Annotated in this window: 21 protein-coding genes and 1 pseudogene; 13 read left to right on the top strand and 9 right to left on the bottom strand. The window is 64.6% G+C overall.

All coding sequences use genetic code 11. The features are described from left to right. The first annotated feature begins 39 nt into the window (after positions 1-39). On the top strand, positions 40-408 hold the full coding sequence (locus C5B90_RS16885; RefSeq protein WP_115883138.1) for a helix-turn-helix domain-containing protein: 369 nt from the start codon (positions 40-42) through the stop codon (positions 406-408). A gap of 11 nt (positions 409-419) precedes the next feature. On the opposite strand, the gene C5B90_RS16880 is transcribed toward C5B90_RS16885, so the two are convergent. From C5B90_RS16880 to glmU, 3 genes are all read right to left on the bottom strand, one after another. Then, positions 420-863, bottom strand: a complete 444-nt coding sequence (locus C5B90_RS16880; RefSeq protein WP_115883137.1) for an Rrf2 family transcriptional regulator — start codon at positions 861-863, stop codon at positions 420-422. A gap of 214 nt (positions 864-1,077) precedes the next feature. Continuing rightward, complete coding sequence (locus tag C5B90_RS16875) at positions 1,078-2,475, bottom strand: response regulator (RefSeq protein WP_115883136.1); 1,398 nt, start codon at positions 2,473-2,475, stop codon at positions 1,078-1,080. Between the two features lie 103 nt (positions 2,476-2,578). Then, on the bottom strand, positions 2,579-3,826 hold the full coding sequence (glmU, locus tag C5B90_RS16870; protein WP_115883135.1) for a bifunctional sugar-1-phosphate nucleotidylyltransferase/acetyltransferase: 1,248 nt from the start codon (positions 3,824-3,826) through the stop codon (positions 2,579-2,581). A gap of 421 nt (positions 3,827-4,247) precedes the next feature. Here glmU and C5B90_RS16865 point away from each other — a divergent pair, with 421 nt between their 5' ends. Together C5B90_RS16865 and C5B90_RS21275 are read left to right on the top strand one after the other, a co-directional pair. Beyond that, positions 4,248-5,336, top strand: a complete 1,089-nt coding sequence (locus tag C5B90_RS16865) for a guanosine monophosphate reductase (RefSeq protein ID WP_115883134.1) — start codon at positions 4,248-4,250, stop codon at positions 5,334-5,336. A 588-nt stretch (positions 5,337-5,924) separates the two neighbouring features. After that, a pseudogene (locus tag C5B90_RS21275) lies at positions 5,925-6,025 on the top strand (3-isopropylmalate dehydratase); the annotation flags it as partial. Positions 6,026-6,146: 121 nt separating this feature from the next. On the opposite strand, the gene C5B90_RS16855 reads toward C5B90_RS21275, so the two are convergent. Further along, positions 6,147-7,280, bottom strand: coding sequence for an MFS transporter (locus C5B90_RS16855; RefSeq protein ID WP_115883133.1), 1,134 nt, complete (start codon positions 7,278-7,280; stop codon positions 6,147-6,149). A gap of 373 nt (positions 7,281-7,653) precedes the next feature. On the opposite strand from C5B90_RS16855, the gene C5B90_RS16850 reads away from it, so the two are divergent. Beyond that, positions 7,654-8,055: a VOC family protein gene (locus C5B90_RS16850; RefSeq protein WP_115883132.1), complete on the top strand. Its 402-nt coding sequence runs from the start codon at positions 7,654-7,656 to the stop codon at positions 8,053-8,055. 3 nt (positions 8,056-8,058) lie between these two features. On the opposite strand, the gene C5B90_RS16845 is transcribed toward C5B90_RS16850, so the two are convergent. Then, positions 8,059-8,709 carry a helix-turn-helix domain-containing protein gene (locus tag C5B90_RS16845; protein WP_058566037.1) on the bottom strand — a complete coding sequence of 217 codons (651 nt, stop codon included), beginning with the start codon at positions 8,707-8,709 and terminating at the stop codon, positions 8,059-8,061. 87 nt (positions 8,710-8,796) lie between these two features. Between C5B90_RS16845 and hutU the strand changes: the two genes are divergently transcribed. Genes hutU through hutH form a run of 4 tightly spaced genes read left to right on the top strand, consistent with a single transcriptional unit; the run spans position 8,797 to position 14,389 of the window. Then, the gene (hutU, locus tag C5B90_RS16840) at positions 8,797-10,623 is read left to right on the top strand and encodes a urocanate hydratase (RefSeq protein WP_115883131.1); all 1,827 of its coding nucleotides are present in this window, start codon (positions 8,797-8,799) and stop codon (positions 10,621-10,623) included. Then, positions 10,620-11,579 (top strand): formimidoylglutamase, encoded by a 960-nt coding sequence (gene hutG / locus C5B90_RS16835; protein WP_115883130.1) that lies wholly within the window; start codon positions 10,620-10,622, stop codon positions 11,577-11,579. Before hutU ends, hutG begins: the two co-directional genes overlap by 4 nt. Beyond that, positions 11,572-12,810 (top strand): imidazolonepropionase, encoded by a 1,239-nt coding sequence (gene hutI / locus C5B90_RS16830; protein WP_115883129.1) that lies wholly within the window; start codon positions 11,572-11,574, stop codon positions 12,808-12,810. The genes hutG and hutI overlap by 8 nt, the downstream gene beginning before the upstream one ends. Continuing rightward, positions 12,803-14,389, top strand: coding sequence for a histidine ammonia-lyase (hutH, locus tag C5B90_RS16825; protein ID WP_115883128.1), 1,587 nt, complete (start codon positions 12,803-12,805; stop codon positions 14,387-14,389). The genes hutI and hutH overlap by 8 nt, the downstream gene beginning before the upstream one ends. Before the next feature lie 147 nt (positions 14,390-14,536). Here the strand turns inward: hutH and C5B90_RS16820 are convergent, their stop codons facing one another. Next, positions 14,537-15,772 carry an ABC transporter substrate-binding protein gene (locus C5B90_RS16820; RefSeq protein ID WP_115883127.1) on the bottom strand — a complete coding sequence of 412 codons (1,236 nt, stop codon included), beginning with the start codon at positions 15,770-15,772 and terminating at the stop codon, positions 14,537-14,539. A 94-nt stretch (positions 15,773-15,866) separates the two neighbouring features. Between C5B90_RS16820 and C5B90_RS16815 the strand changes: the two genes are divergently transcribed. Then, the gene (locus tag C5B90_RS16815; RefSeq protein WP_115883126.1) at positions 15,867-17,123 is read left to right on the top strand and encodes an ABC transporter substrate-binding protein; all 1,257 of its coding nucleotides are present in this window, start codon (positions 15,867-15,869) and stop codon (positions 17,121-17,123) included. A 24-nt stretch (positions 17,124-17,147) separates the two neighbouring features. On the opposite strand, the gene C5B90_RS20940 is transcribed toward C5B90_RS16815, so the two are convergent. Continuing rightward, positions 17,148-17,291, bottom strand: coding sequence for an HVO_A0556 family zinc finger protein (locus C5B90_RS20940; protein ID WP_007276288.1), 144 nt, complete (start codon positions 17,289-17,291; stop codon positions 17,148-17,150). A 295-nt stretch (positions 17,292-17,586) separates the two neighbouring features. Between C5B90_RS20940 and C5B90_RS16810 the strand changes: the two genes are divergently transcribed. Beyond that, positions 17,587-18,171, top strand: a complete 585-nt coding sequence (locus C5B90_RS16810; protein ID WP_199517533.1) for a YdeI family protein — start codon at positions 17,587-17,589, stop codon at positions 18,169-18,171. A 323-nt stretch (positions 18,172-18,494) separates the two neighbouring features. Beyond that, positions 18,495-19,064, top strand: coding sequence for a flavodoxin domain-containing protein (locus tag C5B90_RS16805; protein ID WP_115883125.1), 570 nt, complete (start codon positions 18,495-18,497; stop codon positions 19,062-19,064). 308 nt (positions 19,065-19,372) lie between these two features. Here the strand turns inward: C5B90_RS16805 and C5B90_RS16800 are convergent, their stop codons facing one another. Beyond that, positions 19,373-20,404: an NAD(P)-dependent alcohol dehydrogenase gene (locus C5B90_RS16800; protein WP_233512091.1), complete on the bottom strand. Its 1,032-nt coding sequence runs from the start codon at positions 20,402-20,404 to the stop codon at positions 19,373-19,375. After that, positions 20,401-21,165, bottom strand: coding sequence for a DUF4386 domain-containing protein (locus C5B90_RS16795; RefSeq protein WP_115883123.1), 765 nt, complete (start codon positions 21,163-21,165; stop codon positions 20,401-20,403). The genes C5B90_RS16800 and C5B90_RS16795 overlap by 4 nt, the downstream gene beginning before the upstream one ends. A 322-nt stretch (positions 21,166-21,487) precedes the next feature. On the opposite strand from C5B90_RS16795, the gene C5B90_RS16790 reads away from it, so the two are divergent. Next, positions 21,488-22,066, top strand: a complete 579-nt coding sequence (locus C5B90_RS16790) for a cupin domain-containing protein (RefSeq protein ID WP_158547234.1) — start codon at positions 21,488-21,490, stop codon at positions 22,064-22,066. Between the two features lie 227 nt (positions 22,067-22,293). Then, positions 22,294-22,959: a DUF4386 family protein gene (locus tag C5B90_RS16785; RefSeq protein ID WP_115883121.1), complete on the top strand. Its 666-nt coding sequence runs from the start codon at positions 22,294-22,296 to the stop codon at positions 22,957-22,959. Positions 22,960-23,484 lie beyond the last annotated feature (525 nt).

Raw genomic sequence — 23,484 nt, 5'->3', positions numbered from 1 at the left:
GACCGAACCGCTAAAGAGGGTCGGAACCGAGGAAAGGGTATGGCCACGGATATGAACCTCGACGACGCCCCCTGTCCCATCATCGACTCGCTGAAGCAAATCGGGTCGCAGTGGCGTCTCATCGTCCTCCACGACCTCCAAGACGGTGAAAAGCGGTTCAACGAACTGAAGCGCTCGACCGGCGCGAGTTCGCGGACGCTCTCTCGCGTCCTCGACGACCTGCAGGAACACGGCTTCGTCGACCGCCGGATGGAAGAGGACGCGCCGGTCGCGACGTACTACTCGCTGACCGACAAGGGCGTCTCGCTGTGCCCGGTGTTCGACGAGATACAGGAGTGGGCCACCGAGTGGCTCGACGCCGAGCACGAAGAGTCGGCCGAAGCCGAGACGGTCCAGTCGACGGCCTGAGCGCCGCTACACTACACTTCGAGCGGGTCGCCGTCAGCCGTCTCGAAAATCTCCTCGTGGACTTCCGCGACGGTAACCGAGTCGAGTTCGTCGAGCATCGCCTGAATCGCCGGTTCGAGCAGTTCGCCGAGGACCGGCTGGATGTGTTCGCCGACGGTGCACTCGTCGTTCGGTTCGTTCGTGTGGAAGCAGAACGGCTCGGCGTCCTCCACCGCCTCGTAGATGTCGCGAAGCGTGATGGCGTCCGGCTCGCGGGCCAGCGTGAAGCCGCCGGTCGGGCCGCGCTTGGAATCGACGAGGTCCGCCTCCCGGAGCGAACACAGAAGCTGACGGATGACCACCGGGTTCGTGTTGACGCTCCACGCGAGACGGTCGGAAGACAGCCGTTCGTCGCTCCGCACCGCCAAGTTAGTCAGCACGTGCGTCGCGACGACGAATCGGCTGCTGTTCGACATACACGTTCTTTGGAGCTACGGGCATTTTAGATTTCACGGTGATGCGCCGATTTCGCCGGATTCTCCGTGGAATCGGCGTTTTTCAACCCCCGACCCGAATCGGGGGTTCGATATTCGAATTCGGTCACGAGAACTGACCGGATGGGGTTCCGAACGGACGAAAAGTAGACCCGGCGTCGGCCGACTCGGGCGGGTCGACCCGGCGTCGGTCGGTTCACTCTTCGTTTTCGTCAGCGCTCTCGTCCGCGTTCGCCTCCCCCGCTCCGTCCTCCTCGCCGTTCGCCGGGAGCGCGCCGACGTCGGTCGCCCGCATGAGCGCGATAACCACGTTGTCGGCGACCTCCGCGGCGAACCGCAGTTCGTCGGTCCGCCACTGCCGCGGCTCGCCGACGTGTTCGTGACAGACGACGCCGACGACTTCGCCGCCCGACCTGACTGTCGCGTCGAGCATCGACGTGATGCCCTTCGGTTCGAGGTAGCCGTTCCGCAGTTCGGCGGTCGCGGGTTCGGTCTGAACGTCGTCGACGCCGAGCGACCGATTCGCCGCCAGCGCCTCGAAGTACGACGGGTAGTTTGACGCAGTTAGCGTCGCCCCGGCCGTGTGCTCGCCCGACACCTGGTCGTACTGGTCGACACAGCGGAGCGTCTCGGCGTCGTCGAACAGCCAGACACTCGCCCGCTCGACGCTCAACACCGTCGCCATCGTCTCTGTGATGCGCGGGAGGGCGTCTTCGAACGACCCCGCGATGACCGTCTCGTCGGTCGCGAGGTCGATGAGCGCCCGCCGTTGGCGCTCTCGCCGTTCCCGTTCGCGGTACGCCTCGGTCACGTCGCGGAACACGACGACGACGCCTTCGACCTCCCCGTCGTCGGTCCTGATGGGCGACATGCTGTCTTCGATGTACCGCTCGTCACCGTCGCTCGTGACGAGTTTCGTTCCCGCGCCGAGCTCGACCGGTCCGCCCGCCTCGGCGACGCGCTGCATCGGGTCGATGCGTTCGCCGGTCTCCGCGTCGACGAGGTGGAACACGTCAGAAAGCGGCTCGCCCACGGCGACGTCGGCGTCGTAGCCGGTTATCTCCTCGGCCGTTCGGTTCAGCTGGGTGACCGTCCCACTGGCGTCGGTGGCGACGACGCCCTCGGCAATGGAGTCGAGGGTGACGCGGAGATGCGCCTCGCGCTCTCGGAGCCGCTGCTCCGCGCGCCTGTGTTCCGTGATTCTGACGAGTGTCTGCCGGAGGACACCGTACTGCGCCGTCGGGTCGCCGCCCTTCTGGAGGTAGCTGTCCGCGCCGAGATTCAGCGCCTCGATGGCGACCTCCTCGCGGCTCCGCCCGGTGAAGATGACGAAGGGAATGTCGGAGCCGCGCTCGTCGCGGAGCACCGACAGGAGTTCGAGACCAGACATCTCGGGCATCTGGTAGTCGGAGACGACCGCGTCGAACGACTCCCTCTCGAGGAGCGCCAGCCCCCGCCGCGGCGAGTCGGTCGTCTCGACCTCGATACCGTCGTCCGTCGATTCGAGAAACCGCTTCGTCAGCGCCAACAGCCCCTCGTCGTCGTCGACGTAGAGCACGCGTATCGTCGGTGATTCCCCCTCGGTCCCGTCCATGTACTGTCGTGATTCTTCGCTGTTGTGTCTGATAACTGTTTGGAGAATTAAATGTTATCCTAATGTCACGAAACGGTGGGCGAGCGTTCTCGTGGCGTCTCGGTCAGTCGTCGTCGGGGGTCGGCGAGTCGCCGTCCGCCTCGCTGCTCGCGCCGTCGTCGATGCGGTCGTAGAGCACGGACTCGCCGGGTTTGACCGTGCCGCCGGTGGGGATTCTGACGCCCGCGTTCAGCGAGGCGTTGATGCCGGTTTTCACCTCGTCGCCGAGGACGACGCCGTACTTCCGACGGCCCGAGGAGACGAGTTCGCCCTTGAGCATCTGCCGGACCGGTTCGCCGTCGTGGCGGAGGTTCGCGACCTTGGTCCCCGCACCGAAGTTCACGTCGCGGCCGAGGAGGCTGTCTCCGACGTACGAGAGGTGGCCGACCGTCGCGCCCTCCATCAGGACGCTGTTTTTCACCTCGACGGCGTGGCCGACCTTGGCGTGCTCGCCGACGAGCGTGTGCCCGCGGACGTAGGCGTTCGGCCCGACGGTGGCCCCGCTGCGGACGAGGACCGGCCCCTCGATGACCACTCCGGAGCGAACCGTCGCGCCCTCCTCGACGACGACCGGCCCGTCGAGTTCGGCGCGTTCGGACACGTCGCCGTCGATTCGCGGTTCGAGTTCGCCGAGTTTCCACTCGTTGGCTTCGAGAAGCTCCCACGGTCGGCCCACGTCGAGCCAGCGGTCGAACGCGACGCCGCGCACGTCGTAGGCCTCGCAGGTCGCTGCGAGTACGTCGGTCAGTTCGAGTTCGCCGCGGTCGCTCTCGTCCACATCGAGCCAGCCGTGGGCCTCCGCCGGGAAGACGTACGCACCGGCGTTAACGAGGTCCGACGGCGGGTGCTCAGGTTTTTCGACGACGCCGGTGACGAAGCCCTCGTCGTCGGTGTCGAGGACGCCGTAGGAACTCGGGTCGTCGACGCGGAACGACCCGACTGCGGGCGTTCCCTCGTACAGTGTCGAAAGCGACGGCACGTCGTACAGCGCGTCACCGTTGAGGACGACGAACGGTTCGTCGGGGTCGAGATGAGGGGCCGCGGCGCGGACCGCGTCGGCCGTTCCGCGCTGTTCCGACTGCACGGCGAACTCGACCGGGATACCGCCGCGCTCGTCACCGAAGTAGTCGCGCACGTCATCGGCCTCGTAGCCGACGACGAGCGTGATGTCCGTCGCGCCGGCCGCGACGGCGGCGTCGGCGGTGTGCGCGACGAGCGGCCGGTCGGCCACGGGGAGCATCGGCTTGGGTCGGCGGTCCGTGAGCGGACGCATCCGGGTGCCGCGGCCGGCGGCGAGAATGACAGTCTGCATACCTGCGTAAGGAACTGCCCGGAAGAAATTCCTTCGGTCCGGGAAGTGAGTGCGAGGCGAGGACCAATCGCGACGCTGTGGGTTGCCTCTGTTCCACCTACCGGTACCGACTCGAGGTGGTGCGGTCGGTACGGCAACTATCTGTCACTATCAGTCTGACAAAACGCTTGCGAACTCCGGCCCAGGTTCGAGTCCGATACTTCGCTCCCTCGCGACGCTGTCGCTCCCGGACGGTTCGAGCCACACGGCCCGCGAACGGCGAATGTCTTGGGGTTACGATGGGTTGGTGATTCGCACGAGACGCGGCGCCGTGTGTTAGTGAACAGACGAGCGCCAGCGCGTAATAGTTTCGTTCCGCGGCGAGGCGAACCGCGTTCGTGGGCGTTATTACCGTTCCACCCTTCGGCTGTGGAGGGTTACGATGGAGATTCGCACAGGACTCTCTTACGGAGACGTATTGCTGGTTCCACAGCGCTCCCCGGTCGACAGCCGGAGCGACGTGGACCTCTCGACCAACGTGACGCCGGGCTTGCGCCTCGACACGCCGCTCGTCAGCGCGGCCATGGACACCGTCACCGAAGCGGACCTCGCGGAGACGCTCTCCGGGCTCGGCGGCCTCGGCGTCGTCCACCGCTTCCTCGACGTTGACGGGCAGGCCGAACAGGTCCGCCGCGTCGCCGACGCGGGCGGGACCGTCTCGGGCGCGGTCGGTATCAACGAAGACTACCTCGACCGGACCGAGGCGCTCCTCGACGCCGGCGCGGACGCTATCGTCATGGACATCGCCCACGGCCACATGGAGCGGTGTCTGGACGCGGTCGCGCGGATTCGCGACGAGTTCGACCCCGAAATCGTCGCGGGTAATGTCGTCACGCCGGCGGCCGTCGAAGACCTCTGGGAGGCCGGCGCGGGCTGCGTGAAAGTCGGCGTCGGGCCGGGGTCGCACTGTACGACTCGCGAGGTCGCGGGCGCGGGCTATCCGCAGCTCACGGCTGTCTCGGAGTGTGCCGAGCGGGCGCACGACCTCGGTATCCACGTCATGGCCGACGGGGGGATTCGGACCTCCGGCGACGCCGCGAAGGCGCTCATGGCCGGCGCGGACACCGTCATGATGGGCAGTTTCTTCGCCGGGACCGACGAGGCACCGGGTCAGGTCGTCGAGGTCGACGGCGAGACGTACAAGCGCTCCCGTGGGATGGCCTCCACGGAGGCCGCAGACGACCGCGACGACAAACAGAGCGACGTGGACGCCGGCGAGGGCGTCGAGGCGCTCACGCCCCACAAGGGACCGGTCGAACCGCTCGTTGAGGAGTTCCTCGGTGGAGTTCGCTCGGGTGTGAGTTACTGCGGCGGTCACACTATCCCGGACGCCCGCGAGAAGGCGTCGTTCGTCCGTGTCGCGGCGAGCGCGAAGGAACGAGAGGGCGCTCACGGCGTCGTCTTCGCCGAGGGCCCCGTCGAAGTCGACGAGGAGGCCGAACGCGAGTTGCAGGCCCCGATGGCCGACTGACTCACTCCGCGGCCGGCAACCGGGTCACGCGCGGTCCCCCGGCGTAGCCGACCGCCCCGAGCGGCGGCGCTCTCGACCGCTGCCACGTCCCCTCTCGGCAGTCGCTGGAGTCACACCTGATATATCAATACTGATCTGATACGTTATTCAATAATCTGATGTACTGATATATGAACCAGACAATAAATGGTTGCGTGATAAATCGAGTCGAACGGACGTTCAGCGCCAACTGTTCGGGACAGTTCGGCGATGACGTTGTGAACATAACGCCATAAAAATATTCGTTTGGGGCTGAAAAGCACAGTTCACTCAGGGTACCAAAGGCACTCTCTCGGCCGGTCCACAGTGGTGTTACTACGGTTGACTGCCAACTCTCTTCGCGTTTCGACGTCAGTAATGAAGTGAATTATCAAATTACAAACTGTATATGGATTTCTTATATATTCGCTGGAAAAACGAACCACCTCGAAGCCGCTGACTCGCGAGGCCGTCGCCCCGTGTTACCGCTGTCGGAATCGGCTCTCCTGAATCGGCGTTACAAGCGTAAGTGTGTGATTTCACTCCACGTTCTGTCGACTCGGTTCACCACGAGACGAGACCTACGAGGCGGAGGCGTCCCCGAGTTCCTCCAATCGCTCGTCGAACAGGGGGGATTGAAAGCCTACACGAAAGCGAAACTCGACGACTGAGTAGGCACTCGGCTCGACGTCATACCGCTTCCGCCGCATCGACCGACGACCGCACAGAGGCACCCGCGAACGCCATTTCGAGACGGCTGTTTTCCACGATTTTCACGCTCCGAACGACCGGTCACCGCTTGCGCGCGTCCCAGTAGAGGAGTCCGGCGGCGACGACGAGACAGACCGCGAGCCCCGCGAACGCGGCGACGTAGCTCGCGTAGGTGGCGACGATGCCGACGTAGGCCGGCCCCAGCGCGTTCGCGCCGAGGAACAGCGCCCGCGCGGCCCCGAGGTCGGCTCCGCGGTCGGCGTCGGGCGCGTTGTCCATGATGATGGCGTCCGCGAGGGGGAACTCCGTCTTGTAGCCGGCCGCGAGCGCGACGACGGAGACGTAGATGAGCGGGCGCGCCTCCACGGCCGAGAGGACGGCGAGCGCCCCCGCGGCCGCGAGCATCCCGACGACGGCGATTGATTCGCGTCGGAACCGGTCGCTCAGGCCGCCGGCGACGGGCTTGATGGTGATGCCGACGGCGAAGACGATGGCGAACGTCGCGCTCGCCAACTGCTGGTCGAAACCTTTCGCCTCGATGAGGTAGGTCGGAAAGAAGTTGATGAAGCCGCCGACCATGAAGTAAAACAGCCCGAACGCGAGGAGCGTCCGGCGCTGTTCCGCGCTGGCGAAGAGGCGTCGGAGCGTCCCCGAAACGTGGAGTTCGGGCGACCCCACGGCGTAGCCGTCTCTCGACCAGAACGCGTAGAGGACGGTGAGTCCGGCGAGGGCGACGGCGACCGGCAGGAACGGCGTCCGCCACGTCGCGTAGGTCAGCGCGAGGATGGCGAGCCCCGACGAGACGAGGCCGCCGAGGTCGGTGCCGGCGGCGTAGAGGCCGAGCGCCCGGCCGCGGCGTTCGACGAACAGGTCTGATAGGAGCGCCCGCGAGGGGATGGCGAACAGCCCTTTCCCGAGTCCCGTGATGACCGCGGCGGCGACGAAGCCTGCGAGTCCGCCGGCGAGGCCGAACGTGGCGAACCCGAGGACGAGGATGCCCAGTCCGGGGACGATGAGCGTCGTTCGCGTCCACCGGTCGGAGTACTCACCGCCGGGGTACTGCGTGATGGCGTAGACGCCCTGAAACAGCGCCAGTGCGATGCCGGCGGTCGCCTCCGTTATCTGGAGCTCCTCGATGATAGTCGGCAGCAGCGGCGACAAGAGAAACCGACCCGTCTGGAGGACCGCCCACGCCAGCGACACGGTGACTAACATCCGACCCGGGTAGCCCGCAAGCAAGCGCTCGTCGGATGTCGGCTGTTGGTTCACACCCTCCGTACACCGACCTGCTACCAATGGGTTACGATTGCGGAACGTCGGTTCCGGTTGTCGGTGTCGCGGTTCTGAACGTCGAGCTATGAATAAATAAACCCTATAGAGTTTACTTTTAGGTTTTACGAAGGCGATGTTATGCTCTGGAATGGCTACCAATCCGCATGAACTGCTACAATTTTCACAAATTTCACAATTTCTAAAAATTTTACAGTTTTAAACACAATATAGTTTACTCAATTGAGTTCGGAACTCCCCTCTGACCTCGATGGCCGCCGCACAAATTTTTACCACCCACAGTCGCGACGATTCGAGCATGGACGCGACGGCAATCGACCACGTGAACCTCCGCATCCCCGCCGACGGCCTCGACGCCGCAGTCGAGTTCTACCGCGACGCGCTCGGCTTCGACATCGAGAACCGCGACCTGTACGAGCCGGGCGAAAAGCCCTTCTTCTCCGTGCGACTCACCCCGGCGAGCGTCATCCACCTCCGGCCGGCCGAGGACTTCGAACCGCCGGCTGGGACCGCCTTCGACCACGTCGCCATCGAGTTCGCCCACGACATCGACGAACTCCGGGACCACCTCGAAGCGGCGGGCGTCGAAATCGACCGCCAGCTCGAACCCCTCGGGGCGACGGGCGTCGCGCCCGCGGTGTACGTCACCGACCCGTTCGGCTACACGCTGGAACTGAAAGCCGCGCCCGCCGGCGACTGAGCCTTACAGCACGTACTGCGCGACCGAGTCCATCACTTTTCGCTCCGCCCGGCGCAGGTGTTCCTCGGCGGTGCGCCGCGAGACGCCCATCTCGTCGGCGATGGTCGCGGTCTCGATGCCGCGCGGGAGGTCGTAGTAGCCGCCGGCGTGGGCCAGTCGGAGCGCCTCGCGCTGGCGGCCGGTGAGCGCGGGCATCGCGTCGGCGGGGGCCAAAAGCGGGCCGCTCCCGCTGGCGAACGACACCGCGCGCTTGGACTCGACGCTCACGTCGAAGCCGCTGTCCACGAGGTCGCGGAAGCACGCCGTCAGGTCGTCGGCGGAGACGGCGAGCAGGCGGCACACTTTGGCCCCGTCGCGGTAGCGAAGCGGCGGCACGAGGAGCAGGCCGTGTCTCCGCACGTAGCCTTCGATGTGGTCTATCTCGTGGTCTCGGAGACAGTCTGCGGTGACGACGACGAGTTCGTCGCCGCGCTCGACCGACGCCGCTACGCCGACGGTGTCGCCGACGCGGTCGAGCACGTCGCTTCCGACCCCGCCGCTCACGTGGAGCATGTCGCAGTGTTCGTTGCACCACAGTTCGACGCTCGCGGCGTTGCCCGCCGTCGCCGCCGCGTAGGCGCTGTCGTCCCTGATTCGGAGGCTCGCCTCGTACATGCGCGGACTGTGGTTCGGCGTGCACATATAAACCACGCACCGTGTGGTGGGGGAATCGCTACCCGTCTCGCGCCCGAAGTCTATGGTATGCACGACCAGCAATCGTCGGCGCGTCGGGACCGACTCGGCGACCCGAGCGACGAGTGGCGCGCGTACCAGGGCGCGCCCACCGGGACGGACATCGAGTGCAAGGGGTGGCGACAGGAGGCGGCGCTCCGGATGCTCAACAACAACCTCGACCCCGAGGTGGCCGAGCGCCCCGAGGACCTCGTCGTTTACGGCGGGACCGGCCGCGCCGCCCGCTCGTGGGACGCCTACGACGCGATTCTCGCCGAACTCCGCGACCTCGACGACGACGAGACGCTCCTCGTCCAGTCGGGCAAGCCGGTCGGGAAGTTCCCGACCCACGAGCGCGCCCCGCGCGTCCTTATCGCCAACTCCAACCTCGTCGGCCGCTGGGACGACTGGGAGCACTTCCACGAACTGGAGGCCGAAGGGAAAATCATGTACGGCCAGATGACCGCCGGGTCGTGGGCGTACATCGGCACGCAAGGAATCATTCAGGGCACCTACGAGACGCTGGCCGAACTCGCCCGCCAGCACTACGACGCCGACCTTCGAGGCAAACTCGTCGTCACCGGCGGCCTCGGCGGCATGAGCGGCGCACAGCCCCTCGCGGTGACGATGAACCACGGGGTCTGCATCGCCGCCGAGGTGCAGGCCGACCGCATCGAGCGCCGGGTCGAGACGGACTACCTGATGGAGTTCGCCGACTCGCTGGACGAGGCGCTCGAAAACGCGAAGGCCGCCATCGACGCGGGCGAACCCTACAGCGTCGGCGTCCAGATGAACGCCGCCGACATGCTCGAAGAACTGCTCGCGCGCGACGAGATTCCGGACGTGGTCACCGACCAGACCAGCGCCCACGACGAACTCGAAGGCTACTACCCGAGCGGCTACACCGTCGCGGAGGCCGACCGGCTCCGCGAGGACGACCCCGAAGCCTACGTCGACGCCAGCCTCGACACGATGGAGCGCCACGTGCAGGCCATCCTCGACCTGCAGGACGCGGGCGCAATCGCCTTCGAGTACGGCAACAACATCCGCGGGCAGGTCCAGAACCACCGCGGAATGACGACCGCCTTCGACTTCCCCGGCTTCGTCCCGGCGTACATCCGACCGATGTTCTGCCGCGGGCGCGGGCCGTTTCGGTGGGCCGCGCTCTCCGGCGACCCCGCCGACATCCACCGCACCGACGAGGCGATTCGAGAGTTGTTCCCCGAACACGAGTCGCTCATGCGCTGGATAGACCTCGCACAGGAGCAGGTGTCGTTCCAGGGGCTCCCCTCGCGCGTCTGCTGGCTCGGTTACACCACCGACGACGAGGGGCTCACGGAGCGCGCCCGCTTCGCGCTCAAAATCAACGACCTCGTCGCCTCGGGCGAGGTCTCCGCGCCGGTCGTCGTCACCCGCGACCACCTCGACGCCGGGTCGGTCGCCAGCCCGTACCGCGAGACCGAGGCGATGCGCGACGGCACCGACGCGGTCGCCGACTGGCCCATCCTGAACGCGCTCCTCAACACCGCCGCGGGCGCGGACATCGTGAGCGTCCACGACGGCGGCGGCGTCGGCATCGGCAACTCGCTGCACACGAACAACCACGTCGTTCTCGACGGCACCGACCTCGCGGCGAAGAAGGCCCGCGCCGTCTTCACGACCGACCCCGGCATGGGCGTCATCCGCCACGCCGACGCCGGCTACGAGGACGCACTAGACGAGGCGACCCGGTCGAACGTCCGAATCCCGATGCGGGACCACGACGCGACCGACCGCGCCGAACGTGCCGACCGCGCGGCCGAAGACGGCGGCCACGCGACCGAGTCCGGCGAATCCATCGACCGAGGTGACGAATGACCCGAACCGACCCGCCCGCGTGGGAGGGAACATCGTCGGACCCGAACGACGAGCAGTTCGGACACGTCGTCACCTCGACCGAAATCGAGGACGTGGGCGACTTCCGCGCCGTCCTCGTGGGCGAGCCGTACGACGGGGCCGTCATCGGCCGGCGCGGTGCCCGCGAGGGCCCCGCCGCGATTCGGCGCGCCCTCGCCGGCGTCAAGACCCACCACTTCGACGAGGGGCCGGTCGCCGGCGTCGCCGGCGTCGCCGACCTCGGTGACCTCCCGGTCGAGGCGTACAACGACGGGGACGACCCCCAGAACCACGTCGCTGACGTACAGGCTATCGTCGCCGACGAAGCCGCGGCCGTCTACGAGCGCGGCGCGCTCCCGGTCTTCCTCGGCGGCGACAACTCCCTGACGGTCGGGAACGTCACGCCGCTTCTCGGCGGCGACGACTCGGTTGGGGCCGTGAGCTTCGACGCCCACCTCGACTGCCGCGACCCCGCCGACGGGCCGACGAGTGGGACGCCCTACCGCCAACTGTTCGACGCCGGACTCGACCGCCTCGCCGTGGTCGGTGCGCGACACTTCGAGACCTCGACGGCCTACGCCGACTTCCTGCGCGACTCGGGTGGCACCATCCTCACCGCCGACGAGGTCGGCCGCGGCCCAGTCGAGACGGCCGACTTCGCCCTCGATGCGCTGGCCGCCTGCGACCGCGTCTTCGTCAGCCTCGACGTGGACGTGTTGGACCAGACGGCCGCGCCGGGCGCGAGCGCGCCGACCCCCGGCGGCGTCACTACCCGCGAACTGTTCTCGATGCTCCGCCGCGTCGCGGCCGACCCCCGCGTCGTCGGCTTCGAGGTCGTGGAGTGCGCGCCGCCGCTGGACGACGAAGACGGTCGAACCGTCAGCGCGGCCGCCCGTGCAGTCGCCCACTTCCTCGCGGGGGTGACGTCGCGTGACTAACACGGCTTCCACGGCCGGCCTCACAGTCGTCCACGACGCGGCCGAACTGGTCGTCGGCCCCGACGATGGGACCGGCGTCGTCGTCCTCGAAGACGGCGCGTTCGCCGCGCTCGACGGCGAGGTCGTCGCCGTCGGCCCCGCGGACGAGGTGCTCGCGGACTACCCTGTGGAAGACGCCGAGACGGCCATCGACGCGACCGGCAAGACGGTCCTGCCGGGCTTCGTCGACCCGCACACCCACGCGCTGTTCGCGGGCGACCGCTCCGACGAGTTCGTGGCGAAGCTCCGCGGCGCGACCTACGAGGAGATTCTCGCCGACGGCGGCGGTATCCTCCGAACCGTCGACGCGGTCCGCGAGGCCTCCGACGACGAGTTGGTGGCGAACCTCACGGAACACCTCGACGCGATGCTCACCCACGGGACGACGACGGTCGAGGTGAAGAGCGGTTACGGCCTCGACACCGAGACCGAGCTGCGGATGCTCTCGGCCATCGACGCGGCCGGCTCGGACCACCCGGTAGACGTGATTCCGACGTTCATGGGCGCGCACGCCGTCCCGCGCGGTGTGGACACCGAGGAGTACACCAAGTCGGTCGTGGCCGACCAACTCCCGGCGGTCGCCGAACAGGGCATCGCCGAGTTCTGCGACGTGTTCTGCGAGCGCGGCGTGTTCACCGCCGAGCAGTCCCGTCGGATTCTGGAGGCGGGTCGCGACCACGGCCTCACGCCGAAGATTCACGCCGACGAGTTCGCCGCCATCGGCGGCACCGACGTGGCGGCCGCGGTCGGCGCGGCCAGCGCGGACCACCTGCTCCACACCGACGACGCGGGCCGAGACGCGCTCGTCGAAGCCGGCGTGACTCCCGTGATGCTCCCCGGCACGGCGTTCGGTCTCGGAGCCGACTACGCCGACGCCCGCGCCTTCCTCGACGCGGGCCACGAGGTCGCGCTCGCCACCGATTTCAACCCGAACTGCTTCTCTCGAAGCATGGGATTCGTCGCCACCCTCGCGAGCGTCGGTATGCGAATGACTCCTCACGAAGCGATTCGGGGCGTCACGAGCGCCGCCGCGGGCGCGCTCGACCTCGACGACGGCACGGGAACGCTTCGCGCGGGCGCTCCGGCCGACGCTATCGTACTCGACGTGCCGACCGCGTCACACCTCTCGTACCGGTTCGACACGAACCCCGTTTCGACCGTGCTGAAATCGGGGGTGGTCGTCCATGAGTGACCGCCCACGCCTCCCCGATTCGGTCGTCCTCGACGGCGCGTCGCTGACGCCGGAAGACGTGGCCGCCGTTTCCCGTCACGACGCCCCGGTCGAACTCGCCGCCGAGTCGCGCGAGCGGATGCGCGAGTCGCGCGAGCGCGTCGAATCCGTCCTCGACTCCGGCGAACCGGTGTACGGCGTCAACACCGGCTTCGGCCACCTCGTGGAGACGCACATCGACCGCGAGGACATCGAGCGCCTCCAGACGAACCTCGTCCGCAGCCACGCCGCCGGCGCGGGCCGCGAACTCACCCGCGAGGAGGTCCGGTCGATGATGGTCAGCCGGGCTAACACGCTCGCCAAGGGATTTTCGGGCATCCGACCCTCGGTGGTCGACCTGCTCGTCTCGATGCTCAACGAGGGCGTCCAGCCGGTCGTCCGCTCCCGCGGGAGCCTCGGCGCGAGCGGCGACCTCGCGCCCCTCGCGCACATGGCGCTCGTCCTCATCGGCGAGGGCGAGGCCCGCGTCGACGGCGAGCGACTACCGGGCGACGAGGCCCTCCGCGCCGCCGGCTTGGAGCCGGTGACGCTCGCCTCCAAGGAGGGCCTCGCGCTCATCAACGGGACGCAACTCACGGTCGGCCTCGCCGCGCTGTTCGTCGTCGACGCCGAGCGAACCGTCGAGGCGGCCGACGCCGCTGGCGCGCTCGCAACCGAAGTCACGATGGGAACCACGGCGAACTGCGACCCCGCCATCCACGAGGTTCGCCCCCACCCCGGCCAGCAGGAGAGCGCGGCCGCGATTCGCCGGCTCACCGCCGGATCGACCGTTCTCGAATCGCACAAGGACTGCGAGCGCGTGCAGGACGCCTACTCGATTCGCTGTCTCCCGCAGGTCCACGGCGCGGTCAGAGACGCCGTCTCGCACCTCCGCGAGGCCGTCGAGGTCGAACTCAACAGCGTCACGGACAACCCACTCGTCTTCCCGGCGGGCGCGGTGGACGAGCGCGCCCCCGGCACCGACGTGGCCGCCGTCGTCTCCGCCGGCAACTTCCACGGCGAACCGCTAGCGCTCCGCCTCGACTACGCCGCCGGCGCGCTGACCGAACTCGCGGCCATCTCCGAGCGACGGACCGACCGGATGCTCAACCCAGACGTACAGGAGTCTTATCTCCCGCCGTTCCTGACCGAGCGCAGCGGGCTTCGCTCCGGCTACATGATTGCGCAGTACACCGCCGCGGCGCTCCTCAATGAGTGCCGTTCGCTCGGTCGCCCCTCCATCGACTCGACGCCCGTCAGCGGCGGGCAGGAAGACCACGTGAGCATGAGCGGTCAGAGCGCGCTCAACGCCCGCACGGTCGCCGAGAACGCCGCGACCATCGTCGGCGTCGAACTCCTCTGCGGCTCGCAGGCGGCGGAGTTCCTTGACGAGGGCCTCGAACTCGGGACCGGAACGGGTGCCGTCCGCGACGCGGTTCGGTCCGTGGTGCCGCCACTGGACGAGGACCGCCGCCTCGACGGCGAACTCGAGACCGCGGCCGACCTCGTTCGGTTCGGCGCGATTCGCGCGGCTCTAGCGGACACCGGCCTCGCCGACTGAGCGGGCGCGCTCTCGTCTGTTATCGGACAGAACTGCGGGCGTCGAATCCGAGGCCGACGAGCGACCGTCGTCCCCGACTGCAAAAAACATCCATCGCGTACCGTGTCGCCGACGCCGACGGTGGTACCGACACCGCCGGTCGCCGGCTCAGAGGTTTCCGTTGATGATGTCCGCGACGCGCTGTCGGTCGAACAGTTGTTCCTCCTCGGGAATCTCGGGGTACGGCCCCTCGCTGTACTCCGGCCACGTGCCGAACTGGTCGGGATAGAGCTGTTTGGCGGTCATCTCCAACTGGAACAGGTTGAGTATCGGCCCCTGATAGCGACCGCCCTGCGCGTAGACGCGGTCGTTCTGCACCGCTGCGATTTCGGCTCCGACGGGGTCGTCCTGGAAGCCCGTCCGGATGTCGGACATACTCGTGTTCGGGTGCATCCCGCCGAGCGTGAGAATCACGTCGGGGTCGGCTTCGAGGAGTGTCTCGAAGTCGACGGTCGAGCCGGATTCCACGTCGTCGCCGAACGCGCTGACCGGCTTCAGCGGGCGAGTGTGGGCGGTCAGGAAGCCCGGCGTGCTCAGGTTGTACGCATAGATTGACTCGAGGTCGCTCGGGCCGAGGAGCACGGCGGTCGGGCGGTCGTCCTCAGCGGGGAGGTCCGCCGCAATCGCCGCGAGCAGTTCCTCGCGGACCGCCGTGAGCGCCTCGTACTTCGCTTCCTCCTGCAACACCTGCGCGACCTTGGCGAATATCTCCCAGAGGCCGTAGTACTCGTAGGCGTCGGTCCACTCGGTCGGCGGCGCTTGGTGCCGCGCGCTGAAGCTGTTGCCGAACCACGGACTGACGTTCTCCTCGATTTCGTCGAGGTCGTCCTGGCTCCAACTGCCGAGCGCGGAGACGCTGGCGGGGTCGGCGAGGTGTACGTCGCTGTCGAGTTCGTAGAGCCGCTCTTTCGATGGCTCCCACGACGAGTACAGCCCGGTCCAGTCGAGTTCGACGCTGGGGAGTCGCGGCGTGAACTGGTTCCACAGCGCGTCGTAGTAGTCCGGGGCGTGCATCGAGTTGACGGCGTCGCCGTGACCGAGCGCGAACGCCATCCCCGCGTGGTGGGTTAGTCGCGTGAAGATGCTTTCGGGGACCGATTCGAACGTCACGTCGCCCATCGGGGCCATCGACACCGTGTACGAGTCGCCTTCGGCCGTCGACTCCGCGGTCGACTCGCTCGTTGCCGTCGATTCGGCGGTCGTGGTGGTGTCCGTCGCGGCCGCGTCCGTCGCCGTCGCGTCCGACTCGGACGAACCGGTACAGCCGGCGAGCAGTCCGCCGGCGGCGACCGAACCGCCGTAGGTCAAGAACTTCCTGCGCGTTGGTCCGTCGCTATCTGCCATCGTATTTTTAGGTCCACCTAATACATATAGGCGTACCGATTTAGGCCGTCCGAAATCCCGAAACGGATTTATCCGTCTGGGAGTGGCTAAAACCATGGACCAAGACCTCGTCGACCAGGCGACGCGCACGCGCAGAGCGTACCTCAAGGGCGGCGGCGCGCTTCTCGCGGGCGGCTTGCTGGCCGGCTGTGCCGGGCAGAACGACGCCGAGCCATCTCCGGACGCGACCAAGACGGCCGCGGCGACGGAGGCCACGACCGAAGCATCTACCGAGACAGAGACGGAGGCCGAACAGGCCGGGTACACGGTGTCGATGTCACCGGCGGGTGACGTGACGTTCGAGTCGGTCCCGGAGGACGTGATGGTGTACAACCTCGTCTACGCCGACGCGGCGGTCGCCTTCGGCCACGGCGACGCGGTGAACTCCCTCGGCTTCGACAGCGACGCCGGCGGCCGGACGCTCGACGCCTACTACGAGCGCCTCGACGGCGTCTCGTTCGACCGGAGCGAGCTCACGCAACTCAACTCGGGGTCCGGGAACGTCAACATCGACAAGGAACTCGTCTACGAACTGGACTCCGACCTCCACCTCGTCGACCCGGCGCTCGTGACCAGTTTCGACGGCTGGGACCAGTCGGACGTCGAGGAGATTCGCGAGCAGGTCGCGCCGTGGTTCGGCAACGCCTACAGTCGCACGCACGCCCAGCCGCCCGAGCCGTACGCCGCCGACTACCAGTACTACACGCTCTGGGAAATCGTCGAGAAAGTCGGACAGGTGTTCCAGGAGGAAGACCGCTACGCGGCGCTCGAAGCGGTCCACAGCGACCTCATCGACACGATTCAGTCGAACCTCCCGCCCGAGTCGGAGCGGCCGACCGTCGGCGTCGTCATCTACATGGACGAGACGTTCTACCCGACGAAAATCAACGCCCCCGGCTTCGCGACCTCGCACATCCGCCCGCTCGGCGTCACCGACGCCTTCGCGGCCGGCGACGTGACGTTCGAGACCTCCTACGACTTCGAGACGATGCTGGAAATCGACCCCGACGTGTTGCTCCACAGCTACGGTATCGACTCCTACTACGACGTGGCGTCGACTCGCGAAACCCTCGAAGACCACCCCATCGGGAGCGAACTCAGCGCGGTCCAGAACGACCGCGTCTACCCCTCGGGGACGCCGGTACAGGGGCCGATTATGAACCTGTTCCAGACTGAGATGACGGCCAAACAGCTCCACCCCGACCAGTTCGGCGCGTGGCCGGAGTACACCGGCGGTGCCTATCCCGAAATCCCCGAAGACGAGCAACTGTTCGACCGCGAGCGTGTCGCCGACATCGTCACCGACGACTGAGCCGACCGGGGGTCCGGCGACCGCTTACCAGAGTTGGACCGCGGGCGTCCCGCAGTCGTCGCAGACGATGGCGTCGTTGTCCTTGTAGCTCCCCGTCACGAGGTCGCCGTCGCAGTAGGTGCAGTCCTCTTCGTCGAACGAATCGAGCAGGTACGCGGATTCGGGCATATCCGACGATTCGGCTCCAGTCGTAAGAACATTTCTCCGGTTCGATATATCGCGGTCCGTGACACTCACGAGAACGGCTCTGTTGAAATCCTCAGTCACTGATAGTTTGTTGAGGCCGTGCTGAATAGAGTGCGCGAATTCAGCACGGGAGGTCGCTATGCTAAGACGTGTTCGGGGCGGTCAGTAGTAGCGACGGTGTTACTGTAGACATTATCTCACCCCGAATCCTCTAAGAATCCTCATTAGTGCTCACATTTAGAGTAGGGTTCTTGATATATGGTGCCTTTCTTACTGCATGGACCCGATGTTCTTCGAGTCTCAGAACGAGTTCCGTACCTGGCTAGAAGAGCACCACGACACGGCAGAGGAACTGTGGGTCGGCTACTACAAGGCCGATGCCGAGCGAGTTGGTATTGGATACGACGAGTCAGTTGAGGAAGCGCTCTGCTTCGGGTGGGTCGACGGCCTGGTCAAAGGCATCGACGATGAGACATACACCCGTCGGTTCACGCCCAGGAGCCCCGACAGCAAGTGGTCGAAGGCGAACAAGGAGCGGGTCGGCGCGATGATCCAGGCGGGAAAGATGACCCCGGCCGGAATGGAACTCGTCGAAGTGGCGAAGGAAACGGGCGAGTGGGCGGCTGCCTATCGCCTCGGCGACGACCACAAGGTCCCGGCCGAACTTGAGGCAGCGCTGCGTGCGGATGAAACCGCCTGGGAGAACTTCCAGAACTTCTCGAATTCGGACCAGTATGCTTTCATCGCGGCCGTCGAGGAGGCTAAGACGGACGAGACCAGGCAAAAGCGGATCGAACGAACGGTCACACTCGCGGCGCAGGATCTCCGAGCATACGATGAGAACAACAAGCGGCGGCTGTGATGTGGTCTTTCGAAGGTACTCGTTTCTTAAGAACACCCTTTTCTCGTGTCCCATTTCCTCACCATTACGGACAAAGTCACGGCTCTGATCACCGGGAATGGTTGTGTAGTTCGCGCGCCGAGTTGGTCACATCCTTCTGGTAGACTTCGAGTAGGTCGTCGAGTTGCTCTGTGTACAGAGGATCAAGTGAGCGACGGGATTCACTGGAGAGTTCTGCTCGATAAAAAATCAGAATAATGACGCAGCGTAGAGCATCAATGACAGGTTGTTTGCCCACGAAGATCTGCAGCTAGTATTTGATTGATGGCGACGCTATCTCTGGTATGGCCACCATTCTCACTGTGTTTGGAACTGGCGAGGGACAGACCGCAAAGATAGCCGACAGCATCACGGAGGGATTCAAAGCCCGCGACCACAAGGCAACAACGGTGAACGTCGCGGAGATCGATCCCGAACTCAATCTTGACGAGTTTGACGCCGTCTTGGTCGGTGCGTCAGTCCACTATGGGAGACAACAGAAGTCAGTTCGGAGGTGGGTCAAAACGAACCGCGACGTACTGGTGAGAAAGCCGAACGGATTCTTCCAAGTCTCCGGTGCGTCCGGGGCGAAGAATGAAGAGGGGCTCTCGGAGGCGACGGGATACCTCGACAAGTTTATCGACGACACGAACTGGCAGCCCGATAGAATCACTCTCTTCGGCGGCGCGCTACGCTTCTCAGAGTACGGCTTTCTCAAGCGAGCGCTGCTGAAGTTCATCGTGAGAAACCAGGAATTCGAGATGGACGAGTCAGGAGACGCCGAACTCACCGACTGGGAATCGGTCGCGTCCTTTGCCGGTGAGTTCGCTGTGTTCGTTGAGGAGCGACTGGGTGAGGCGGTCAAAGCAGCCTGAACACCGACCGACAGTAGGCGACCAGTTGTTCTTCACGAACTGGCACTGGGTGGCCGACACTTCGGCCGAGAACAACTGATTGGAGGAACAGAAGCGCGACAGCTCCAGGCTGACGAACTCAGTATCGGCTCAGTGGATAAGCCATAGCGACAGTTACGGACGCGCGCTCTGTATGCACGCAATGCAGCAATCAACTCCGAGGTTCAAGGGTTTGGTCAATCTTTGCTTCTGTTGGCATCTAAACGGCTCTCCTAATCGGTTTCATTTCCAAACTCATCAGAAGGAATTATTACGTGTATCTCGAATTTCTACACGACGACGAGTTTTCCGGTAACACGACCTGCTTCGAGATCCTGAATGGCCGCTGGCACCTCGCCCAAGTGATACTGTCGGTCGATAACGGGCTCGACATCCCCGGATTCGAGGAGCTCCATCACGAATGCTAGGTCGTCCCGGTCGGGGTTGAGCATGAAGGTACGGAACCGTTTTCCGCCCGTCATAGAGAGCATTGGCCCCGCGAGGAGTGCGGTCACGAATCGTCGCGTGGGTCCTCCAACGAAGACGTATCGTCCTGTCGGGCGAAGGACTCGTGCGTACGATCGCATCGAATGGGTACCTGCCGCGTCCAGGATGAGGTCGTATTCTGTCTCGCGTTCGGTAACATCCTCCTGCGTGTAATCGATGACGTGGTCCGCCCCGATAGCACGGACAGTCTCCATCTTCGCTGTGCTACACACCGCTGTGACCTCTGCGCCGAGGAACTTAGCGATCTGCACGGCGAAAGTTCCCACGCCTCCCGACGCACCGTTGACGAGGACGGTTTCACCTGATTGGAGCTTCCCGACATCTCGGAGTGCCTGTAGAGCGGCAACACCTGCAGTTGGGGCTGCCGCTGCTGCCTCGAACGAGACCGTGGCCGGCTTGCGCACGACAGCGCTGGCTGGCAAACTGACGTACTCTGCGAACCCGCCAAACCCGTTCTTTGAGAGATCGGCGACGACTTCGTCACCGGACTGGAAGTCAACGACGTTCATGCCGACGGCTTCGACCCGTCCCGCGATATCGACGCCCAAAATGGGGAACTTCGGTTTGCGGTAGCCGCCGTAAACGAGACGGACGAGGAACGGCGTTCCGCGCAGCAGGTGCCAGTCACCAGCGTTGACGGATCGAGCCATCACGCGAACCAGGACATCGTCGTCGCCCGGCGTGGGCAGGTCTACCTCGTCCAGTCGGAGCACCTCAGGACCTCCGTATTCCGAGTAGACGACCGCAGTCATCGTGGTCGGTTCGTGACCGGTCGTCGAGTGGGGCGATTCGGCCCGCTGTTTCCTGGCCGTCATTGGACCGCCTCCTGGGTTGCCGGCCGCTCCGTCCTGACGCCCTTGACCACGAGATACAGGGCGAGGGCGATTTCACCGACGACGGCAGTCACGATGACAATCGTGGTGGCGACCGGTTCGTAGGCGGGGATGAGGAAGAACGTGAAGCTCTCGGTCAGGTACCCGATTGCTGCGAGGGCGACTAGCCCACCGAGAATCGCTGGGAACAGGCTGGATCTGTAGAGCAGGTAGCCTAAGACGATGAGGTGCAGTCCGAAGAATATCCCACCGATCAGGTAGCCGTAGGTGTGTGCGGTGAGGAAGAGCAAGACGAGCGCGTCAATTTGTTCGGGACTGAAGACGGTCAAGTACTCCTCGCCGCGCAGCAGCTGGAGTGCCATGTACTGGTTGAGCATGTTGATGCTCGCTATCGCCGGGTGGGCAATCAGGCGTAAGGATGCGGCCATCACTGCGAGCGTTCGGCTCACCGGTCTGAGGAGAACGTAGAGTAGGACTGCTACGACGGCGTCAGCTGAAAAGGCGATCAAGTCGCTGACGATACCGAGCCGAAACAGTTGCTCGGAAGCGACGATGTTTGCGGCAGTCGCTGTCGCATCGCCGGGGACGATGAGCGAGGCGCGGACGAACCCCTCGCTAAAGCCAGCAGTGACGAAGATCAGTAGATAGAGGAGCCCGGTTATTCGGGCTATCCTCTTGGTTGAGATCGGTCGTTTGTTCGGCGTCTGCTCGACACCGACGGGCTCTGCGGTTGTAGTTGACATTAGGTGTACCCCTTGGAATCCTGACTGAGCGACACCAGATACTGGGATGGCGATATGACGAGAATCGCAGTCCAATCAACTGTGTATGTCTGCTAAGGATCACTGTAGACGAAGGATGTGAGACGAAATAATCGTTTGCGTCAACTGGCAGTTGTATTAGATATACATAACCGTCAGTTAGAGATTTGTTGCTACCATCGTCGGCTCCTGGTACTTGTTAATACGCTAATGAGTGACTCGTCCAAATCAAAGGGACTGAGAGGAGTACGTATGGGACAGAATGTGCGGAATGGTTAGGCTGGCCGGAGTGCTACTAGATCGGATGGAATCTCGGACAGACACGCAACAGTCGATGGTACCAGATGGATCTAGCAACGACGATCTACCTGGGTATCCGAATACCATTGAGGACGTGTCGACAGGCGCGTCTATCTCGTTCCTTGAAGACAGTGTTGACGAACAAGGCGCGTACTTGCTGATGGAAGGTGTTCTTCCACCGGGAATCGACAGTGGGCCCGCCCGTCTTCACCCGAGGGCGGAGGCTCACTCGGAGGTCGTAGCGGGTCAAGCCGACGTAACGGTACGCGGCGAAATCCACACTTTGCTTCCTGGCGAGTCGCTGACTATCGAGATTGGTGAGGCCCATAGTATCCGAAACAGCGGCACCGACACGCTTGTCGTTCGGACGACGCTACGCCCGCCAGGCGAATTCGAAGGCGCGATTCGGGCGCTCTATGAAGCCAGTGCAGGTGGGGAGCCGGACTTACTCGCGGTGGCGGCGGTGCTATCCCACTACCGGGCGGACGTGCGTCTCGCGGTGATCCCCTGGTGGCTGCAGCGCCCCCTCTTGAGCGTGCTCGCCAAGATCTCGACAGTGCTCGGTCAGAATCCGATCAGGTAGTCCGCAGTCCAGACACACCCGGTATGCTGTGGACGATCTTGTTTCTCGACTATCGGGCAAAACGGCGAGCTCGTCTGAATCGTCTGGACAGGGACGAGGACAGTATGATTGACGAGTGGAGGCACCTGCAGCACCCTTATCTCCTCAGATAGCTATTGTAGCCTCAGTGGTATATAGTGGCATCGTCTACTAATCAAGCAGTCGAGAGTATTGAGCGGCCGGCCAGTGTGAGTCGGTGGAACTACCTGCGGGTCGGTGGTCTGGCAGCGCTCACCGAGGCGGCGATCTACGTAGCCGGCATCGTGTACTTCCTCGTGGTCCTCGACTTTGCGAACGTTACCGCGCCACGCCAGCAGGTCGAACTGTTCGTGGCGAACCAGACGAGTCTGTACGCGATGTACCTACTCATCTACGTGGTCTTCGGCGTCGTTCTGGTAGCGCTCGTCCTGTCACTCCACGCGCGCCTTAAGAACAACGCACCGATGCTGATGGGGGCAACGACCGCGTTCGGACTGATCTGGGCCGGGCTCGTCATCGCTAGTGGGATGGTCGCCAACATCGCCACGGGCGTCGTCGTAGATCTGTACGGCACGGATCCGACCCAAGCGACGACGGTCTGGCTGGCGGTCAGTCCGGTCATCGACGGGCTCGGTGGCGGCAACGAGATCGTCGGCGGTATCTGGACCCTTCTGGTGAGCGTGGTCGCACTACGGGCACGGGCACTACACCGAGCGCTGAACTACGTCGGTCTCGTGGTCGGTACGGCAGGCATCCTCTCAGCCATCCCGGCACTCGGCGAAGTCGGCGGCGGCATCTTCGGGATTACCCAGATTGTCTGGTTCGTCGGCCTCGGCATCCTCCTGTTACGCGCGAGTCGGCGTGAGGCGGTGTGAGTCGGGGTCGTACCTCGATAATCCAAGTGGACACTACCAGTATCTCCTATATAAAGAGTAACAGCAACGGTTGCGACGTGTTCCGGGCTCGTCCACTCTAGCTGTGAATCGGCAGAGGACATGTCTTAGAGTCCTAAGGCGACGATGGGATGTGTCGGAGTCTGCAATGAACTTGCTGGAATCCTTGTACTGCACATATCCTCTCGATCTTGCACGACGCTTCTGACAGCACCTGAATAGAACTCAGCGGCCGTGCTACATACACGGCGTGTATGTTGCAGACGGTTCTACCTAATTCACAGAAGAACTAACAAGATTGGTTTTTTATGAATTGCCATGGCACGATTTTGGTCTCGTCGTGCGGCCCTCCAATTGGCTGGTTCAGGGATTGTATTCCTAAGTGGCTGTAATACTCTCAGTCCACAGCAGTCAGTCGGACAAACGGTTACTCCTGCCCCACCAGCGTCAGCAGAAGAAATCGCGGAGTATGACTGTCCTCCATACGGGGACCAAAACAACAGTATC

This window comes from Haloferax sp. Atlit-12N (assembly GCF_003383095.1).
GTDB lineage: Archaea > Halobacteriota > Halobacteria > Halobacteriales > Haloferacaceae > Haloferax.
The sequence above is the reverse complement of the archived record's forward strand: the minus strand, read 5'-3'. Positions and strand labels throughout refer to the sequence as shown.

What these genes read in the sequence shown, in the direction of transcription:
- C5B90_RS16845 (WP_058566037.1), bottom strand. Translation starts at nt 8,709, where the DNA reads ATGTACGAGGCGAGCCTCCGAATCAGGGACGACAGCGCCTACGCGGCG.
- glmU (WP_115883135.1), bottom strand. Translation starts at nt 3,826, where the DNA reads ATGCAGACTGTCATTCTCGCCGCCGGCCGCGGCACCCGGATGCGTCCG.
- C5B90_RS16875 (WP_115883136.1), bottom strand. Translation starts at nt 2,475, where the DNA reads ATGGACGGGACCGAGGGGGAATCACCGACGATACGCGTGCTCTACGTC.
- hutU (WP_115883131.1), top strand. Translation starts at nt 8,797, where the DNA reads ATGCACGACCAGCAATCGTCGGCGCGTCGGGACCGACTCGGCGACCCG.
- C5B90_RS16805 (WP_115883125.1), top strand. Translation starts at nt 18,495, where the DNA reads ATGGCCACCATTCTCACTGTGTTTGGAACTGGCGAGGGACAGACCGCA.
- C5B90_RS16795 (WP_115883123.1), bottom strand. Translation starts at nt 21,165, where the DNA reads ATGTCAACTACAACCGCAGAGCCCGTCGGTGTCGAGCAGACGCCGAAC.
- hutG (WP_115883130.1), top strand. Translation starts at nt 10,620, where the DNA reads ATGACCCGAACCGACCCGCCCGCGTGGGAGGGAACATCGTCGGACCCG.
- C5B90_RS16790 (WP_158547234.1), top strand. Translation starts at nt 21,488, where the DNA reads ATGGAATCTCGGACAGACACGCAACAGTCGATGGTACCAGATGGATCT.
- C5B90_RS16880 (WP_115883137.1), bottom strand. Translation starts at nt 863, where the DNA reads ATGTCGAACAGCAGCCGATTCGTCGTCGCGACGCACGTGCTGACTAAC.
- hutH (WP_115883128.1), top strand. Translation starts at nt 12,803, where the DNA reads ATGAGTGACCGCCCACGCCTCCCCGATTCGGTCGTCCTCGACGGCGCG.
- C5B90_RS16800 (WP_233512091.1), bottom strand. Translation starts at nt 20,404, where the DNA reads ATGACGGCCAGGAAACAGCGGGCCGAATCGCCCCACTCGACGACCGGT.
- C5B90_RS16820 (WP_115883127.1), bottom strand. Translation starts at nt 15,772, where the DNA reads ATGGCAGATAGCGACGGACCAACGCGCAGGAAGTTCTTGACCTACGGC.
- C5B90_RS16850 (WP_115883132.1), top strand. Translation starts at nt 7,654, where the DNA reads ATGGACGCGACGGCAATCGACCACGTGAACCTCCGCATCCCCGCCGAC.
- C5B90_RS20940 (WP_007276288.1), bottom strand. Translation starts at nt 17,291, where the DNA reads ATGCCCGAATCCGCGTACCTGCTCGATTCGTTCGACGAAGAGGACTGC.
- C5B90_RS16815 (WP_115883126.1), top strand. Translation starts at nt 15,867, where the DNA reads ATGGACCAAGACCTCGTCGACCAGGCGACGCGCACGCGCAGAGCGTAC.
- C5B90_RS16865 (WP_115883134.1), top strand. Translation starts at nt 4,248, where the DNA reads ATGGAGATTCGCACAGGACTCTCTTACGGAGACGTATTGCTGGTTCCA.
- C5B90_RS16810 (WP_199517533.1), top strand. Translation starts at nt 17,587, where the DNA reads ATGGACCCGATGTTCTTCGAGTCTCAGAACGAGTTCCGTACCTGGCTA.
- C5B90_RS16855 (WP_115883133.1), bottom strand. Translation starts at nt 7,280, where the DNA reads ATGTTAGTCACCGTGTCGCTGGCGTGGGCGGTCCTCCAGACGGGTCGG.
- C5B90_RS16885 (WP_115883138.1), top strand. Translation starts at nt 40, where the DNA reads ATGGCCACGGATATGAACCTCGACGACGCCCCCTGTCCCATCATCGAC.